This is a genomic window from Tenacibaculum sp. A30, assembly GCF_051200845.1.
In the GTDB taxonomy this organism is placed as follows: domain Bacteria; phylum Bacteroidota; class Bacteroidia; order Flavobacteriales; family Flavobacteriaceae; genus Polaribacter.
On the sequence record NZ_CP195160.1, the window covers coordinates 816,142 to 832,397 of the forward strand.

A 16,256-nucleotide genomic window follows, 5' to 3' on the forward strand; every position below is an offset into this window, starting at 1 on the left:
TATAATTTTTCAAAAAAGTTACTAAATGTTTGTTAATCTTATTGCTGAGCTGCAGCTGATGTTTGTGCTACAATTTGCTTCACATCATTATCAAACAAATACAGACCTCCTTTATCGTCTCCAATTAAATTAATTTTATCTAAAATATTACGTGCTAAAGCCTCTTCTTCAATTTGTTCAGACACATACCATTGTAAGAAATTATGTGTAGCATAGTCTTTTTCTTGTAAGGTTATATGTACTAAATCATTAATTGATTGCGACACCATTACTTCATGATCAAATAATGTTTGAAACATATCTTTAAAAGATCCAAATTTTGCTGGTGGTTCTTTTAATTCTGAAACATGTGCGTGTCCTCCTCGTTCATTTACAAACTTTACTAACTTTAACATGTGCATACGCTCTTCATCAGAATGTGCATACATAAATTGCGCAACACCTTCAAAACCTTGAATTTCTGCCCAACATGCCATTGCTAAATATATTTGTGAAGACTCTGCTTCTACTCTTATCTGATCGTTTAATGCTTTCTCTATTACTTTTGATAACATATTTTCTGTTTTAATTGTAATCTGTAATCTTTATACAAAGATGCTAAAAAAAGACCACAATAACGAAATTGTAGTCTTTTGTATTTTTAAATTTTATTTAGAAAAGTTACATCTTGTCAATAAAATCTGAGATTTCAGTTTGTAATTCTTCTGAAGCTTTTACCAACGGTAAACGCACTTCGTCTAAACAAATTCCTAATTTTTGTAATACTGCTTTGATTCCTGCTGGATTGTTTTCAGCAAAGATTAAGCCTATAATATCCATTAATTGATAATGTATTTCATACGCTTCTTTAGCTTTTCCTTCTAATCCTAATTGAATCATTTTTGAAAACTCTTTTGGTAATGCTTGTCCGATTACAGAAATAACTCCTGATCCTCCAGCTAAAGCTACACCTAAAGCTAAATCATCATCCCCAGAAATTACTAAAAAATCTTCTGGTTTATCTTTTAACAACTCATAATACTGTTGTTGGTTGTTTCCTGCCTCTTTAACAGCAACGATATTTTCGAAGTCTCTTGCCAATCGTAAAGTAGTCGCTGGTTCCATATTTTTTGCCGTTCTTCCAGGAACATTATATAAAATAATTGGTTTAGGACTTGCTAAAGAAACTGCTTTATAATGCTGATAAAAACCTTCTTGAGTTGGCTTGCTGTAATATGGTGCTACCGATAAAATTCCATCGATACCATTTAAATCTAACGTTTGTAATTCTTCTACAACTGTTTGCGTGTTGTTTCCTCCAACTCCTAAAACTAAAGGTAAACGGCTATTGTTTTCTTCAATTACAACCTTTATTACTTCTAATTTTTCTTCCTTAGTAATGGTTGCACTCTCTCCAGTAGTTCCATTTATTACTAAGTAGTTTGTACCGTTTTCAATATTATAGTTTACTAACTTTCTAAGCGCATCAAAATCTACACTTAAATCTTCGTTAAAAGGAGTTACCAAAGCCACTCCTGTTCCTACAAACTTTTGCATTATATTTTATTTAAAATCGTTAGATATTTTTTTAACTCTTGATTTAAAACTGCTTCATTAAAACCTTCGTCAGACACAACAATATCGTATAACCTGTCATCAATTTCAGCAAAACCAGCTTTTAAATCTGCTTGCGACAACAAAGTTATTACATTCGTTAATAAGTTGGAGGTTTTTGTATAGTTTATAAGTAAGTCGTAATCATTTTTAACGAAATCTTTCAAATTGTCGGATTTTAAACTCGCTTTAAATCCTAAATCTTTTTCAGTAAAAAACTGTGATGAAGGCTCATCTTTCTTAGAATATTCTCTAAATACCAATACCGCAATATCTTCTTTTTTAAACGGAAAGTTGTTTGCTAAATTTGCTAACACAACATTAACTAAAGCCTCATTATCTAACAAAACAGCTACTTTTTTAACCTGTGAACTCTTGTGTGATTTCTTGCCTTGTTTAGCTATTAACTTATCGTATTCTTTTTGAATAGATTTACTTTTTAATGTATTTATCATGTATGAAAATTAGGGGTAGCTAATTTATTTATTTCTCTTCAATTTCTATCAATAAAAACTGATTCAATTGTTTACCATACACTTGAAAGTTGTCATCTGAAGCTAGAATTAACGATTTATTTCCGTTTGCTAAGGTTGGACCAAAAGTAATTGCTTCTATATTATCTATAATTCCGTCTGTTAGTTGATTTTCAACAGTGCTAAAATCTAGCAATAACTCTTTTTTTAATGGTGTATATTTTTCATTTTTCAATGATTCTATAGCTAGCGTATTTGTTGAAGCATCATCAATCGTAGCTTTAAAAATTCTAACTACATTTCCGTGACTTCCATAACCACTTTGATAAATTCTTTCAATGATAAAAAAATGATCTTTTTTATACTCTAAAATAGCCGTTACTCCATTTAAATTCACATTTCCTTTAGCAGGCTTATCAATCTTTTCTAATTGGTAAGCATACTGTTTAGTTGCTTCTTTTGTGTTCTTATCGTAATAAGTGATTCTAACAGGTGATTGAGTTTCATGAAATGTTGGTTCTTCTCCATCTGCTTCTAACGGAGCCTCCATTGCTACCCAAAAACCTTTATCATCAATACTTTTTGATGAACCTTCAAAAACTCCATTATGTTTAGGTTTTGCTTCTGAAGTGGCTTTGAAGTAATTTGGTATAACTACCTCATTTATAAAATTCCCTTTTGTATCTATATGAAAAATACTCGGATCTTTTTTATACTGAATTGAACCTTCACTTGTTAGATTAAGAACTCCGTCTTGAATAAAAATAGATTCTAAATCTAACACATGGTTTTTAGTAAACTGACTAACAGTATCAACTACAATAACTTTTTCAAAACTTACCGATTGAATCGAATCATTTTTAACAACAATATCACCTATCAAAATCCTTGGATTTGCCGCGTCATCAACAACCATATAATATTGATTATTGTAATAGTCGATTCCTGAAATTCCTCCTATTACGGTATTATCAATCTGTAAAGAATCTTTTACTATGTATTCATTTAAAAACTTAAGTGATATTCTTTGTTGTTTACACGCCAGTAAACCAAAAACTGACAAGGCTATTGCTATTTTTTTCATACCTACAAAAGTATTGTTTTTAGTTTATGTAAGCATTAAAATTTATAGCGTCTAACCTAATAGATTTTATCAAACCAAAAAATATACTCTTTTAATTTTAAAGTTAATAGCTGCTATTATTATGCTTCAAACATTATTTTTCAAATTCACTGGAGCACAAGAAAGCATTGATTTATTTACCAAAATAGCAGGAAATAACGAAGCTTACATGAGAATAAGTACAGGTGTTTTAGAGTTAATTCCTTCTGTACTTTTATTTACTCCTAAAAAAACTGGTTGGGTGCTTTACTAACCCTAGGTTTAATGTTTGGTGCAATTATGAGTCTCTTAACTATTATAGGTATTGAACATAATGGTGACGGGGGCATTTTATTTACTAGCGCCATTGTTACTTTAATTTTAGGATTGATTTTATTGTTTTCCTATCGAAAAAGCATTCCTTTTTTAAAAATTTAGATTAACTCTCTTTAGCTATCATTGCCTTAACAATTAAGTATTGAGAAACGATATACAATACTATAATGGCAATATTAAATAAGTGTTTTGGCGTATAAAAGTTGTTTAACGCAATTAAACTATCTGATGCTATAAACAAAATAGCTCCCAGTAATAACCAAGAACTCGAAGTTGTTTTTTGCTGACGATAATGTAACAATGCCGCAGTACCAAAAGTTGAAATTGTAATTCCGTATACAATTACTGGCAATAACATATCACCTAAATTGTCATAAATCAATCCTAACAATCCTGTAAATAATAACACAAACGGAATTGCAGAGGTTATAATTTTTGTTGCTGAATCATTATGTAAAAAACTCGCAGTGATTTTAATGTAGATGATATGCGCTACTAAAAAAGCCCCTAAACCAAACACAAACAATTTCTCTTTATCTAATAGAAATACATCTCCCCAAAAAGAGAAAAACAACGCTGACAACAACCAAAAACTTGGCTTTTTTACCGATACTAAATACACTACTGCAAGTGTTGTCATTAGCAACGGTTTAAAAATCATTTCGATGGTTTGGTTTTGAGTTATTACTCCATATACATCAGCAATAGCAACCAATAAAAACACTATGGAAGCTATGGTAATTTTAGTTTGTTTAGTCATTTTTCAGGTGTTAGATGTTAGATGTTAGATGTTTAAATTTGTTCTTTCTACACTTACATCACAAATAATCTCATAATATTTTTCACTTTTCACTTTTGAACTTTATAAACAGTTAAACCCATAAACAAATAAACTTTACCGTCTACTGTCTAAAACTATCCAATCATATCAATAAAATCTTGTTCAGAAATAATTGGAATTCCTAAACTTTCAGCTTTTGTAAGTTTACTTGGCCCCATATTATCACCTGCTACAATATAAGTTGTTTTTTTAGAAATTGAACTCGATACTTTTCCTCCGTTATCTTCAATCGCTTTTTTGAGTTCATTTCTACTCATTTGATGAAATACTCCTGAAACCACAAAAACTTTTCCTGCTAACTTATCTGTTTGTCCTTCTAAGCTCTCAGCAGAAACTTCTAGCTGAACTCCGTATGATTTTAATCGATTTATCAATTCTATATTTCCTAAATCATTTGAAAAGTCAATAATACTTTGTGCTATTCTATCACCAATTTCGTCAACTGCAACAAGTGTTTCAAAATCGGCATTCATTAAATTATCGATTGACTTAAAATGTTTTGCAAGTTTCTTCGCTACGGTTTCTCCCACAAATCGAATTCCTAAAGCAAATAATACTTTTTCAAACGGAATTTCTTTCGATTTTTCAATTCCTTCAATCATATTTTGCGCAGATTTTTCAGCCATTCGCTCTAACGGAACTACTTGTTCTACCTTTAAATCGTACAAATCTGCATAATTCTTTATCAATCCTTCTTTGCGCAATAAATCAACCGTTTCTCCACCTAATCCATCAATATCCATAGCTTTCCTACTGATAAAATGCTTGATTCTTCCTGTAATTTGTGGTGCACAACCAAATTCATTCGGACAATAATGTTTTGCATCACCCTCTGTTCTCACCAATTCAGTATGACATTCAGGGCAATGCGTTGCGTATTGCGTAGGAACAGAATCTACTGGACGTTTTGTTAAATCAACACCTACAATCTTCGGAATAATTTCTCCTCCTTTTTCAACAAAAACAGTATCTCCTACTCGTACATCTAATTTTTCAATTTGATCAGCGTTGTGTAATGAAGCTCTTTTTACAATTGTTCCTGCTAACTGCACAGGTTCTAAGTTTGCAACAGGAGTTATTGCTCCTGTACGCCCTACTTGGTACGTAATTTCATTTAATACCGTTGAAACTTGTTCCGCTTTAAACTTATAGGCGATTGCCCAACGAGGTGCTTTTGAAGTATATCCTAGTTCGTCTTGTTGCTGAAATGAATTTACTTTTACCACAACCCCATCCGTTTCATAAGGTAAGCTGTGGCGTTTTACATCCCATTCGTTTACAAAGTCTAACACTTCTTCTATCGACTTTGCTAAAACAATTGTGTCTGGAACTTTAAATCCAACTTTTCTAGCAGCTTCTAAACTTTCAAAATGTGAAGCATATTTACGCTCTCGGGTTACTAACTGATACAACAAACAATCTAACGGGCGCTTCGCTACTTCTGCACTATCTTGCAGTTTTAAACTTCCACTAGCAGTATTACGAGGATTTCTATACGGTTCTTCATCATTTGCTGCTCTCTCTTCATTCATCTTATTGAATCCGTCTAACGGTAAGATGATTTCTCCTCGCATCTCAAAATCATGAACAAAATCAGAGTTTAATGATAATGGAATTGATTTTATAGTACGAATATTCGTAGTTACATTATCTCCTTGAAAACCATCTCCTCGTGTTACCGCTTGTACAAACTCACCGTTCTCATATGTAAGATTAATAGAGGCTCCATCATATTTTAACTCACACGTATATTCAATTTGATCAGTTCCTAAGATCTTTTGAACGCGCTTTTCCCAATCTAACAAATCCTCCTTAGAATACGAGTTATCCAACGAGTACATCCTATGTTTATGAGTAACTGTTTCAAAATTTTTAGTTATTTCTCCTCCAACTCGTTGTGTTGGTGAATTTGGATCAAAAAACTCTGGATTTTCGTCTTCTAACTGTTGAAGTTCTTTTAATTTGATATCAAATTCATAATCTGAAATAGTTGGTTTATCCAACACATAATAACTATGATTATGTTGATGTAGCTCTTCTCTTAACTGTTGTATCTTTTCTTGAACTGTCATTAAATTATTGTCTAACGGTACCTGTAAAATGATTGATTTTTGAGTTGATTGGATTTCCTGATGCACGTCTAAACGAAGCTAATTGTCCTGCATGCCATGTAGCATCGGCAATAGGTCCGTTAATAGCATTCCATAACGGATGTTCTTTTTCTCCAAAAATTATTTTGTGTTGCGATACATCTGTACTTTTTCTAAAAATATCGCTTGCTAACTTTAAATTTTCTAAGGTTGCTTTTCTCTTTTCAGCAAATGTCATTTCTGATTTTACTTCTTTATGCGGAACCTTTAATGCTGCATTTTTAATTACTATCGACAAGCTTAACACATGATCTATTGTTTCTCCTGCTGTTTTTGCTTCTCTACTTGGCTTGTATTCTAAATCTTCTTCAGTTAAACCATCTGTAGCCCAATAATAACGAAATCCTAATCCGTCTATCATTCTACTCACAACAGTTCCTGCTGTAAACTCCTCTGCCTCTTTAGGTATTTCGTAATAAGGTAATTTGTTTTGTGAATTGGTTGTTATTGCGGCAAACAATAATAATATAGGAGTAAGTATTGATCTCATTAAATTTATTTTTAAACGCTAATTTAAGGAAAAGATTTATGAGAACTAGAAGTAAACTCCTATCAATTAAAAATAAAAAAACCGAGGTAATCCCTTACCTCGGCTGTTAAAAAAACTAACTATTATTGTTTACCTTTTTAACGACATCGTATAGATAATATCTTCGTCTTTTGCTGAAACTAACAATTCTGTTTCAGTTATTTTTTCAATTTTTAAGTTTTCATCAAAGCTTTTTTTATCAAACTCTAATTCATTTTTCTCTTTAAGTAGCTTCCAGCTTCCTTCTTCTTTTTGAGCATTCATCATGATTTCATATTTTCCTTCAGAAGAAAACTCTAACCAGCTTGATCCTTCTTTAAATTCACAAACTTCGTTTCCAACTTTCATTGAATCTACAAACCATTTACCTGTAATTAACGTATTTAACTCTTGAGAATAACTTAGTGAAGTAGCACCAAGTGTTAAGAATAGTAGTACAACTATCTTTTTCATTTTAGGGGACATTTTAAGGGATTTATTCTTATTCAAAAATAATAAAAAAAGCCGAAGCTTTAAAGGCTTCGGCTAAATTTATCTATTTATTTACTTTCTATTAATAGTAAGTATAACGACGTACTTTAGCGATGTGCTTAGCTAAACGCATTACTTGGTGAGAGTATCCGTATTCATTATCATACCATACGTAAATTACGATTGTATCACCATCTGCAATAGTAGCTTTACTATCAAAGATAGATGGGGCTGTTGTTCCTACAATATCAGAAGAAACTAATTCGTTGCTTAATGAGTATTGAATTTGCTCTACTAAATCTCCTTCTAACGCATATTTCTTCATAATAGCGTTTACAGACTCAACTGTAGCTGGAGAGTTTAATTGTAAGTTTAAGATTGCTAACGATCCGTTTGGTACTGGTACACGAATAGCGCTTGACGTTAATTTACCTGCTAATGCTGGTAACGCTTTTGCTACTGCTTTTCCTGCACCTGTTTCAGTAATTACCATGTTTAAAGCTGCTGCTCTACCTCTACGGTATTTACTGTGCATGTTATCAACCAAGTTTTGATCGTTAGTATATGCGTGGATCGTTTCTAAGTGTCCTTTTTTAATTCCAAAGTTGTCTTCTAATACTTTTAATACTGGAGTAATAGCGTTCGTAGTACAAGAAGCCGCAGAGAAAATATCGATATTATCTGGGTTGTTCTCTTCGTGGTTAACACCATGAACGATGTTAGGCACACCACCACCTGGTGCAGTTAATAATACTTTACTAGCTCCGTTAGCTTTTAAGTGACGGCTTAACGCTTCTTCATCTCTAAAAGCACCTGTATTATCTATAATTAACGCGTCATTAATTCCGTATTCAGTATAATCGATATCTTCTGGTTGATTAGCTGAAATCATATAAACAGTAGTTCCGTTAATGATTAACGCATTGTTATCAGCATCTACCTGAACAGTACCTAAGAAATCTCCGTGAACTGAATCTACGCTTAATAATGAAGCTCTTTTTTCTAAAACTGTTTGGTCTATTTTACCACGAGTAACTACAGCTCTTAAACGTAATTGAGAACCTTTACCCATTTTGCTACTTAACTCGCGAGCTAATAAACGACCAATACGACCAAAACCATATAATACTACATCTTTTGGTTTGATATTTTCTGCCTCAGTAGCATCTTTTAATTGCTCTTTTACAAAAGCAATTTTGTCTGCTGAAGCATCGTCTTGTAAGTGAAATTCATAAGCTAATTTACCTATATCTAATTTTGATGGTGGCAAATCGATTGATTGAATAGCTTTCGCAATTTCTAAAGCATCTTCAATAGTTATTGGCTTAGCTACAAACTCTTTAGCATAGTTGATTAAGTTTAAAACCTCACTAGCTCTTTTATCTACTAACGGGTTTCTAAATAATACTAACTCGATAGATTTATCGTACCATAAATCGTTTACGATGTTAATAAACTCAACAGTAGCTCTTCGAACTTGCGCTTGATTTACTACTTCTTTTTCGTAATTTGTTATTGTTGACATAGTTGTGTGTTAACTAAAAATTAAAAAATTTGTGCAAAAATAGGTATTTCTTCTTGATTTTTGATTGGTTTTTCAAAAGAAAAAGCCCTGTTAAAGTGATTTTAACAAGGCTTTCTTTATAAAAATATTATTCTATTAATATCTAAATCTTTCTATTTGACCGGAAGGACTAATCATTTCTAACAAAAGTCTATTACCACTACCGTAAGTTTTGTCTAACATACTTGCTGCTTCTTTTGCATCAGGAACCTTCTTTCCGTTAATTTTAGTCAAAATATACCCTTCTCCTACATCAAACTGCTTAAATGCTATATTCTCAGTTCTTTTAATCTTAGCACCGCTTTCAATTTTAAACTTCTTTTTATCATCGTTTGTAATATCTTCAAACTCGGTTTGTAAAACTTTACTTACTGGTAATTTTATAAGCTTAGTTAACTTAACGACCTTAGTAAGTTCTTCTCCATCTCTATCGATTATTACATTTACGTATTCTCCTGGTCTTTTTGCTGTTAACTGACCTTTTAAGTCTGAAAACTTGGTGATTTTCACGTTGTTTACTTTCGTTATGATATCTCCTTCTTTTAATCCAGCTTTTTTAGCACCTCCTTCATCGTATATATCTTTGATTTTAACCCCTTCAATATCGTTTGCTTCTGTATCAACACCAATTCCTAAAACAGCTTGCTGCACCATTCCAAACTCTAACAAATCATCTACAATTTTTTTAGCAATGTTTGATGGTACCGCAAACGAATATCCAATAAACGAACCAGTTCTTGATGAAATTGCCGTGTTTATTCCGATTAATTCACCACGTGTATTTACCAAAGCTCCACCACTGTTTCCTGGATTTACCGCTGCATCTGTTTGAATAAACGAATCAATATTCGTATTTCCGTTTAAATCTCGTCCTGTTGCACTTACAATACCTGCAGTTACCGTAGATGTTAAATTATACGGATTTCCAACTGCCAATACCCATTCTCCGACCTTCATGTTATCTGAATTTCCGAAAGGTAAATTTGGCAATTCAATATCAGCTTCTACTTTCAACAAAGCTATATCATTTGCTTTGTCTGCTCCAATTAACGTAGCTTTTAACTTTTTCTGATTGTTTAACGTAATTTCTATATCGTTTGCTCCTTCAATTACATGGTTATTGGTTACAATATATCCGTCAGGAGAAATAATTACTCCACTTCCTGTGCCTACTTGCTCGTACTTTCTGGTTCCACTTCCTCTACCATAAAACAATTCTGCTAACGGATTTTGCTGTGTTCGTATCGATGTATTCTTAACATGCACTACTGCATGCACCGTTTTATCGGCTGCCTCGGTAAAATCAGTCGGGGTTGATGATGAGTTTATCACTGTTGGCGTATAACTTGCTTTAACAGTTTGCATTGTTGGTTCTACTACTTTCTCTACAACTACTTGCGGTTCATCAATCAATGTTTTATATCCTGCAAGTGCTATTGCTCCTCCTAAGATTGCAATTCCTAAAGTTCCAAATATTTTCTTCATATGCTTACAAAATTTTATATTTCAAATATATCAATTTTAACATTTTAAGTAAATGTGTTTAACTTCTATTTAACGGACTTTAACCGCTATTTAACAGTCTGCTCTCCTTGATAAAATATGTATCTTTGTTTACTATTATGGATTTAGAATTTTATAAATATCAAGGAACAGGGAACGATTTTATTATGGTAGATAATCGTTCAAAAACCTTTCCAAAAAATAAAACTGACATTATTGCAAAATTGTGTAATAGAAATTTTGGAATTGGTGCTGATGGTTTAATCTTACTCGAAGAAGATACTGATACCGATTTTAAAATGGTATACTATAATTCTGACGGTAACGAAAGTACCATGTGTGGTAATGGCGGACGATGTATTGTTGCTTTTGCCCATAAACTAGGGCTTTTTGAAACCAACACAACTTTCATCGCTATTGATGGACTTCATCATGCATCTATTGCTAATGACATCGTATCTCTTCAAATGATAGATATTGAGGATGTAAAAATATTTGACAATTATGTTTTTACCAACACAGGTTCTCCTCATCATGTACAATTAGTAAATGACCTCTCTGAATATGATGTTTTTTCAAACGGAAGAAGAATCAGAAATGAAATTTACGGTACTGAAGGAAGTAATGTGAATTTTGTAGAGCAAGTTAACTCTAATACTTTCAGAGTTCGTACCTACGAGCGTGGTGTTGAAGACGAAACTTTAGCTTGCGGAACAGGTGTTACCGCTGTTGCTATCGCTATGCATGCTACTAAAAAAACTACTAATACTTCTATTACTCTACCTGTAGAAGGAGGAGAATTAAAAGTTTCTTTTGAAGAAAAAAACAGCACTTATACTAATGTATTTTTAACAGGACCTGCTACATTTGTATTTGAAGGTAAAATAAACATTTAGTGCATACGTTAACAGGAACATATATCAACTTAAGAGCTTTAGAACCTGAAGATTTAGAGTTTTTATTTCAAATGGAAAACAACGAACTGTTTTGGGAAGTTAGCCACACACTAGCTCCGTTTTCTAAATTTTTATTGAAACAATATTTAGAAAATTCACATTTAGATATATACGAAGCGAAGCAATTACGTTTAGTAATTGAAGAGAAATCTACTGGTGAGCCTGTTGGAATGATTGATTTGTTTGATTTTAATCCTCAACATAAAAGAGCTGGAATTGGAATTTTAGTCCACCCTGATTCTCAACACAAAGGACTTGCTTCAGAAGCTTTACAATTATTAATAAAGTATTGTTTTACGCATTTACAATTACATCAATTGTATGCAAATATTACAGATGATAACCATAACAGTTTACATCTTTTTCAAAAACACAACTTTACACAAATTGGTATAAAAAAAGATTGGACATACCACAAAGGAACATATAAAAACGAACTACTATTTCAATTAATCAATGAATAAGAAAATTATTTTAGGAAGCATTGCTGTTATTTTTTTAATTGGCGGAATTATTGGCTTTAACTATTATCAAAAAATATTTGGAAAAGCAGTTACCAAAGATGGTGCTGTTTTTATTGGTTCAAATGCTTCTTTTATAGATGTTCAAAAACAACTTACCGAATTTGTAAAACATCCCGAAAATTTTGTTTGGGTTGCAGAAAAGAAAAAATTCACCCAACCTAAAGGCGGAAAATACTTGTTAAAAAAAGGTATGAGTATGAACGATGTGGTAAATCTTTTACGTAGCGGAAATCAAACTCCAATCACTTTATCGTTCAACAATCAAGATACTTTAGAAAAATTAGCAGGAAGAATTTCCGAACAAATTGAAGCTGATTCTACTGCTTTATTACAAGCAATGATTGATACTAACTTTTTATCAACTAATAAGTTTACAGAAAAATCAGCTTTAGGAATGTATATTCCGAATAGCTATGAGTTTTACTGGAATACTTCTGCAGAAAACTTCCGTGATAAAATGCTACGCGAATACAATCGTTTTTGGACTCCTGCTAGATTAGAAAAAGCTAAAAAACTAAATCTTTCAAAAGAAGAAGTTATCACATTAGCTTCTATTGTTCAAAAAGAAACAGCTCAAAAAATTGAGCGTCCTATTGTTGCTGGTTTATACTTGAATAGATTAAAAGACAACTGGCCTTTACAAGCTGACCCTACAGTTATTTATGCTATCAGAGAAATAAAAGGACAAGATTTTGTAGTAAAAAGAGTTTTGAATAAAGATTTAGTAATAGACTCTCCTTACAATACCTACAAGAACACAGGACTACCTCCTACTTTAATTGCAATGCCTGATATTTCATCTATTGATGCTGTTTTAAACCATCAAAAGCACAACTATTATTATATGTGTGCAAGTGTAGATAAGATTGGTTTTCATGAATTTGCGAATTCTTTAGCACAACACAACAGAAATGCTGCGAAATACCAACAATGGATAAATCAACAAGGAATAAGAAGATAAATTAACAAAAATTTATTTTTACTAATTTTAATAAAAGATTATCAAAAAGATAATAAAACCCTCTTTTTTTTATATTCTAACTAAATAAAACACCAGAAAACACCCTTATTCTTAACAGTTAAATAATGGTAATTTATTGATTTATAATCTGTTGTAAAAAATTACCGTATCTTTGCCTGGCTAAACAGAAAGTATATAATTATCAGACATTTAGTATTAGTCATTGTAACATTTGGATTCTTAACTAGTTTCACAGAGGTTACAACTAAACACGAAAAAGCTGTTACCACCCCAGTTCCAGCGAACAAAATCGAAAAAGTGAATGTTCCTTTTTTATCAAATGATTTTGTTGGATTTAAAGAAGCTCTAGCTTTTAAAGAATCTCAAGGGAGATACAGAGTTATTAATGAGCTTGGCTACTTAGGGAAATACCAATTTGGTAAAGAAACTTTAAAAAGATTCCGAATTTACAACACCGATTACTTCTTAAAAACTCCTGAATTACAAGAACGTACATTTGTAGCTTACTGTAAGCTAAACAAATGGATTTTACGTAAGGATATTAAAAGAAGCGTTGGCAAAACCATTAACGGAATAAAGATAACTGAATCAGGTATTTTAGCTGCAGCCCATTTAAGTGGTGCTGGTAACGTAAAAAAGTTTTTACGATCAAACGGAGCTATTCAATTTAACGATGCTTTTGGAACATCAATAGAATCGTATTTGAAAAAGTTTGCTGATTATGATGTTTCTAATATCGAAGCAACTAAAAAGCCCGTTGTTTAACTAACTTAACTAAAAAACAAAAAAGCTCACTTTTCAGTGAGCTTTTTTGTTTTTCTATGCTTTTATTAAAAGTCTTGGTTGACATTCCAAGATTCTAAAATTTCTTTAAATGTTTTGATAAACATACCACCTAATGCTCCGTTCACTACTCTGTGATCGTAAGAATGTGATACAATCATTTTATGACGGATTCCGATGAAATCTCCTTCTGGTGTTTCAACAACCGAAGGCATTTTTCTAATAGCTCCTAAAGCTAAAATTGCTACTTGTGGTTGGTTGATAATTGGAGTTCCCATAATTGAACCAAAACTTCCAACGTTTGTTACCGTATAAGTTCCTCCTTGAATTTCGTCTGGCTTTAATTTATTAGCTCTCGATCTGTTTGCTAAATCATTTACTTGTTTAGTCATTCCTACTAAACTTAATTGATCTGCATTTTTAATCACAGGAACAATTAAATTTCCATCAGGTAAAGCAGCTGCCATTCCTAAATTAATATTTCCTCTTTGGATGATTTTATCTCCATCAACAGAAATGTTAATTAATGGGTGCTTTTTAATTGTTTGCGCTACCGCTTGCATAAAGATTGGAGTAAAGGTTAACTTCTCTCCTTCTCTCTTAAAATAAGCATCTTTAACTTTATTTCTCCAGTTTACAATATTGGTAACATCTATTTCAATAAAAGACTGAACATGCGCCGATGTTTGTATCGAATCAACCATGTGCTTCGCTATCAATTTACCCATACGACTCATTTCAATTACTTGATCTTGCCCTCCTAAGGTAATTGGTGTTGATACTACTTTTTCAGCTGGAGCTGCTTTTGTTGGAGCTGCAACAGGTTTTTCAGCTACTCTTGGTTGACTTCCTCTATTTTCTAAATATGATAAAATATCATTTTTGGTAACTCTACCTTCTTTTCCTGTTCCTGAAATAGAATCTAATTCTTCAACAGAAATTCCTTCTGTTTGCGCAATGCTTTTTACTAATGGTGAGTAAAAACGATCGCTAGAAGAAGTATCAATTGATGTAGCAACAGTTTCTTTTGCTGCTTCAACTGTTTTTTCTACCGCTTCAACAGCTGCTGGTTGTACTTCTTCTTTCTTCGGAGCTTCTGTAGTTACTCCTTCTCCGCCTTCAGTTTCGATAATAGCAATTGTTTGCCCTACCTGCACAACAGCATCTTTTTCAAATAAGATTTCAACTAAGGTTCCTTCAACTTCACTAGGCACTTCGCTATCTACTTTATCAGTAGCTACTTCTACAACGGTATCATCTATATCAATAGTTTCTCCAACTTCTTTTACCCAAGAAGTAATCGTTGCTTCTGCAACACTTTCGCCCATTTTAGGCAACTTCAATTCGTATCTAGCCATAGTGTATATATTTTTAACGCTTGCGAAGTTACTAAAAAGCAATGATTTTTCATCATTTTAACAATGAAAAAATCATTTTATATAATTTTTATTTTTGAATTATTTTCAAAAAAAAAGACTAAAAACAACATTTACCATTTTTAAACATTGATTTTCTGTCTTAAAATTATGCTTTTCGTAATGCTATACCCAATTTTTAGGTTTTGCTAATACCTCTAATAATTTCGCTTCTTCTGAACCTTCTTCTGGATGATGATTGTATTTCCATTGTACCGTAGGTGGCAAACTCATTAAAATACTTTCAATACGTCCGTTAGTTTTCAATCCAAATAATGTTCCTCTATCGTGTACCAAATTAAACTCTACATAACGACCACGACGAACTTCTTGCCAATCTTTATGCTCTTGGGTATACTGTATGTCTTTTCTTCTCTCTACAATAGGTACATACGAGTTTAAAAAGCTATTTCCTACTTCAGTCACAAAATCATAACGATCCTGAATTGAAAATTCTTCTGTTTCTTTTAAATAGTCAAAGAACAAACCTCCTAAACCACGGGCTTCATTTCTGTGTGCATTCCAAAAATAATTATCACAGGTTTCTTTATATTTTTTATAAAAACCGTCATTATGACGGTCGCAAGCTTCTTTACAAACCGAATGAAAATGCACTGCATCTTCTTCAAATAAATAATACGGAGTTAAATCTTGTCCACCTCCAAACCACTGAGTAACAATATTTCCTTCTCCATCATACATTTCAAAATAGCGCCAATTAGCATGCACTGTTGGTACAAACGGATTCTTAGGATGAATTACCAAACTCAATCCGCAGGCAAAGAAATCTCCGCTTTCTACTCCAAATTGCTTTCTTAACACCTCTGGTAATTCACCGTGTACTGCTGAAATATTTACGCCTCCTTTTTCAAAAATGTCTCCATTTTCAATCACACGTGTTCTACCTCCACCACCTTCAGCACGATCCCATAAATCTTCTTGAAACTTCGCTTTACCATCTACTTCTTCTAATTTTGAAGTGATCGTGTCTTGTAATTGTTGGATATAGGCGTAAAATTGTTCTTTCATGTGTT

17 protein-coding genes are annotated in these 16,256 nt (G+C 32.4%); 5 read left to right on the top strand and 12 right to left on the bottom strand.

Features of this window, described 5'->3' with window-relative positions; translation table 11 throughout:
* Nucleotides 1–38 precede the first annotated feature (38 nt).
* The 4 genes from ACR9ES_RS03810 to ACR9ES_RS03825 form a co-directional block, all read right to left on the bottom strand.
* Complete coding sequence (locus ACR9ES_RS03810) at nucleotides 39–554, bottom strand: ferritin (protein WP_274634735.1); 516 nt, start codon at nucleotides 552–554, stop codon at nucleotides 39–41.
* 106 nt (nucleotides 555–660) lie between these two features.
* Nucleotides 661–1,536: a 4-hydroxy-tetrahydrodipicolinate synthase gene (gene dapA / locus ACR9ES_RS03815; protein ID WP_435255164.1), complete on the bottom strand. Its 876-nt coding sequence runs from the start codon at nucleotides 1,534–1,536 to the stop codon at nucleotides 661–663.
* The gene (locus tag ACR9ES_RS03820; protein ID WP_435255165.1) at nucleotides 1,536–2,048 is read right to left on the bottom strand and encodes a DUF6913 domain-containing protein; all 513 of its coding nucleotides are present in this window, start codon (nucleotides 2,046–2,048) and stop codon (nucleotides 1,536–1,538) included. Before ACR9ES_RS03820 ends, dapA begins: the two co-directional genes overlap by 1 nt.
* A gap of 28 nt (nucleotides 2,049–2,076) precedes the next feature.
* Nucleotides 2,077–3,150, bottom strand: coding sequence for an esterase-like activity of phytase family protein (locus ACR9ES_RS03825; protein ID WP_435255166.1), 1,074 nt, complete (start codon nucleotides 3,148–3,150; stop codon nucleotides 2,077–2,079).
* 121 nt (nucleotides 3,151–3,271) lie between these two features.
* On the opposite strand from ACR9ES_RS03825, the gene ACR9ES_RS03830 reads away from it, so the two are divergent.
* Nucleotides 3,272–3,442, top strand: coding sequence for a hypothetical protein (locus tag ACR9ES_RS03830; RefSeq protein WP_435255167.1), 171 nt, complete (start codon nucleotides 3,272–3,274; stop codon nucleotides 3,440–3,442).
* Between the two features lie 165 nt (nucleotides 3,443–3,607).
* On the opposite strand, the gene ACR9ES_RS03835 is transcribed toward ACR9ES_RS03830, so the two are convergent.
* From ACR9ES_RS03835 to ACR9ES_RS03860, 6 genes are all read right to left on the bottom strand, one after another.
* Nucleotides 3,608–4,264: a lysoplasmalogenase gene (locus ACR9ES_RS03835; protein ID WP_435255168.1), complete on the bottom strand. Its 657-nt coding sequence runs from the start codon at nucleotides 4,262–4,264 to the stop codon at nucleotides 3,608–3,610.
* 155 nt (nucleotides 4,265–4,419) lie between these two features.
* Nucleotides 4,420–6,417, bottom strand: coding sequence for an NAD-dependent DNA ligase LigA (gene ligA, locus ACR9ES_RS03840; protein ID WP_435255169.1), 1,998 nt, complete (start codon nucleotides 6,415–6,417; stop codon nucleotides 4,420–4,422).
* A 4-nt stretch (nucleotides 6,418–6,421) separates the two neighbouring features.
* Nucleotides 6,422–6,985: a hypothetical protein gene (locus tag ACR9ES_RS03845; protein WP_435255170.1), complete on the bottom strand. Its 564-nt coding sequence runs from the start codon at nucleotides 6,983–6,985 to the stop codon at nucleotides 6,422–6,424.
* A 129-nt stretch (nucleotides 6,986–7,114) separates the two neighbouring features.
* Nucleotides 7,115–7,477 (bottom strand): hypothetical protein, encoded by a 363-nt coding sequence (locus ACR9ES_RS03850; protein WP_435255171.1) that lies wholly within the window; start codon nucleotides 7,475–7,477, stop codon nucleotides 7,115–7,117.
* Nucleotides 7,478–7,577: 100 nt separating this feature from the next.
* Nucleotides 7,578–9,020 carry a glyceraldehyde-3-phosphate dehydrogenase gene (locus tag ACR9ES_RS03855; protein ID WP_435255172.1) on the bottom strand — a complete coding sequence of 481 codons (1,443 nt, stop codon included), beginning with the start codon at nucleotides 9,018–9,020 and terminating at the stop codon, nucleotides 7,578–7,580.
* Between the two features lie 135 nt (nucleotides 9,021–9,155).
* Nucleotides 9,156–10,544 (bottom strand): S1C family serine protease, encoded by a 1,389-nt coding sequence (locus ACR9ES_RS03860; RefSeq protein WP_435255173.1) that lies wholly within the window; start codon nucleotides 10,542–10,544, stop codon nucleotides 9,156–9,158.
* Nucleotides 10,545–10,681: 137 nt separating this feature from the next.
* On the opposite strand from ACR9ES_RS03860, the gene dapF reads away from it, so the two are divergent.
* The 4 genes from dapF to ACR9ES_RS03880 all read left to right on the top strand — a co-directional run bounded on the left by dapF (nucleotide 10,682) and on the right by ACR9ES_RS03880 (nucleotide 13,789).
* A complete protein-coding gene (gene dapF, locus ACR9ES_RS03865) occupies nucleotides 10,682–11,458 on the top strand; it encodes a diaminopimelate epimerase (protein ID WP_435255174.1) in 777 nt (258 codons plus the stop codon).
* Nucleotides 11,458–11,982 (top strand): GNAT family N-acetyltransferase, encoded by a 525-nt coding sequence (locus tag ACR9ES_RS03870; RefSeq protein ID WP_435255175.1) that lies wholly within the window; start codon nucleotides 11,458–11,460, stop codon nucleotides 11,980–11,982. The genes dapF and ACR9ES_RS03870 overlap by 1 nt, the downstream gene beginning before the upstream one ends.
* Nucleotides 11,975–13,003 (top strand): endolytic transglycosylase MltG, encoded by a 1,029-nt coding sequence (gene mltG / locus ACR9ES_RS03875; RefSeq protein ID WP_299001272.1) that lies wholly within the window; start codon nucleotides 11,975–11,977, stop codon nucleotides 13,001–13,003. Before ACR9ES_RS03870 ends, mltG begins: the two co-directional genes overlap by 8 nt.
* 318 nt (nucleotides 13,004–13,321) lie before the next feature.
* The gene (locus tag ACR9ES_RS03880) at nucleotides 13,322–13,789 is read left to right on the top strand and encodes a peptidoglycan-binding protein LysM (RefSeq protein ID WP_435255176.1); all 468 of its coding nucleotides are present in this window, start codon (nucleotides 13,322–13,324) and stop codon (nucleotides 13,787–13,789) included.
* Between the two features lie 65 nt (nucleotides 13,790–13,854).
* Here ACR9ES_RS03880 and ACR9ES_RS03885 read toward each other — a convergent pair whose 3' ends face one another.
* Both ACR9ES_RS03885 and hemF read right to left on the bottom strand, forming a co-directional pair.
* Complete coding sequence (locus ACR9ES_RS03885; protein ID WP_435255177.1) at nucleotides 13,855–15,165, bottom strand: dihydrolipoamide acetyltransferase family protein; 1,311 nt, start codon at nucleotides 15,163–15,165, stop codon at nucleotides 13,855–13,857.
* Nucleotides 15,166–15,348: 183 nt separating this feature from the next.
* Entirely contained in the window at nucleotides 15,349–16,251 is a 903-nt protein-coding gene (hemF, locus tag ACR9ES_RS03890; protein ID WP_435255178.1) for an oxygen-dependent coproporphyrinogen oxidase, read from the bottom strand.
* Nucleotides 16,252–16,256: the final 5 nt, after the last annotated feature.

Bases quoted from the DNA above. Each gene is read 5' to 3' on its own strand.
- ACR9ES_RS03885 (WP_435255177.1), bottom strand. From the start codon at position 15,165: ATGGCTAGATACGAATTGAAGTTGCCTAAAATGGGCGAAAGTGTTGCA.
- dapF (WP_435255174.1), top strand. From the start codon at position 10,682: ATGGATTTAGAATTTTATAAATATCAAGGAACAGGGAACGATTTTATT.
- ACR9ES_RS03830 (WP_435255167.1), top strand. From the start codon at position 3,272: ATGCTTCAAACATTATTTTTCAAATTCACTGGAGCACAAGAAAGCATT.
- ACR9ES_RS03855 (WP_435255172.1), bottom strand. From the start codon at position 9,020: ATGTCAACAATAACAAATTACGAAAAAGAAGTAGTAAATCAAGCGCAA.
- ACR9ES_RS03860 (WP_435255173.1), bottom strand. From the start codon at position 10,544: ATGAAGAAAATATTTGGAACTTTAGGAATTGCAATCTTAGGAGGAGCA.
- ACR9ES_RS03845 (WP_435255170.1), bottom strand. From the start codon at position 6,985: ATGAGATCAATACTTACTCCTATATTATTATTGTTTGCCGCAATAACA.
- ACR9ES_RS03810 (WP_274634735.1), bottom strand. From the start codon at position 554: ATGTTATCAAAAGTAATAGAGAAAGCATTAAACGATCAGATAAGAGTA.
- hemF (WP_435255178.1), bottom strand. From the start codon at position 16,251: ATGAAAGAACAATTTTACGCCTATATCCAACAATTACAAGACACGATC.
- ACR9ES_RS03850 (WP_435255171.1), bottom strand. From the start codon at position 7,477: ATGAAAAAGATAGTTGTACTACTATTCTTAACACTTGGTGCTACTTCA.
- dapA (WP_435255164.1), bottom strand. From the start codon at position 1,536: ATGCAAAAGTTTGTAGGAACAGGAGTGGCTTTGGTAACTCCTTTTAAC.
- mltG (WP_299001272.1), top strand. From the start codon at position 11,975: ATGAATAAGAAAATTATTTTAGGAAGCATTGCTGTTATTTTTTTAATT.
- ligA (WP_435255169.1), bottom strand. From the start codon at position 6,417: ATGACAGTTCAAGAAAAGATACAACAGTTAAGAGAAGAGCTACATCAA.
- ACR9ES_RS03835 (WP_435255168.1), bottom strand. From the start codon at position 4,264: ATGACTAAACAAACTAAAATTACCATAGCTTCCATAGTGTTTTTATTG.
- ACR9ES_RS03825 (WP_435255166.1), bottom strand. From the start codon at position 3,150: ATGAAAAAAATAGCAATAGCCTTGTCAGTTTTTGGTTTACTGGCGTGT.
- ACR9ES_RS03820 (WP_435255165.1), bottom strand. From the start codon at position 2,048: ATGATAAATACATTAAAAAGTAAATCTATTCAAAAAGAATACGATAAG.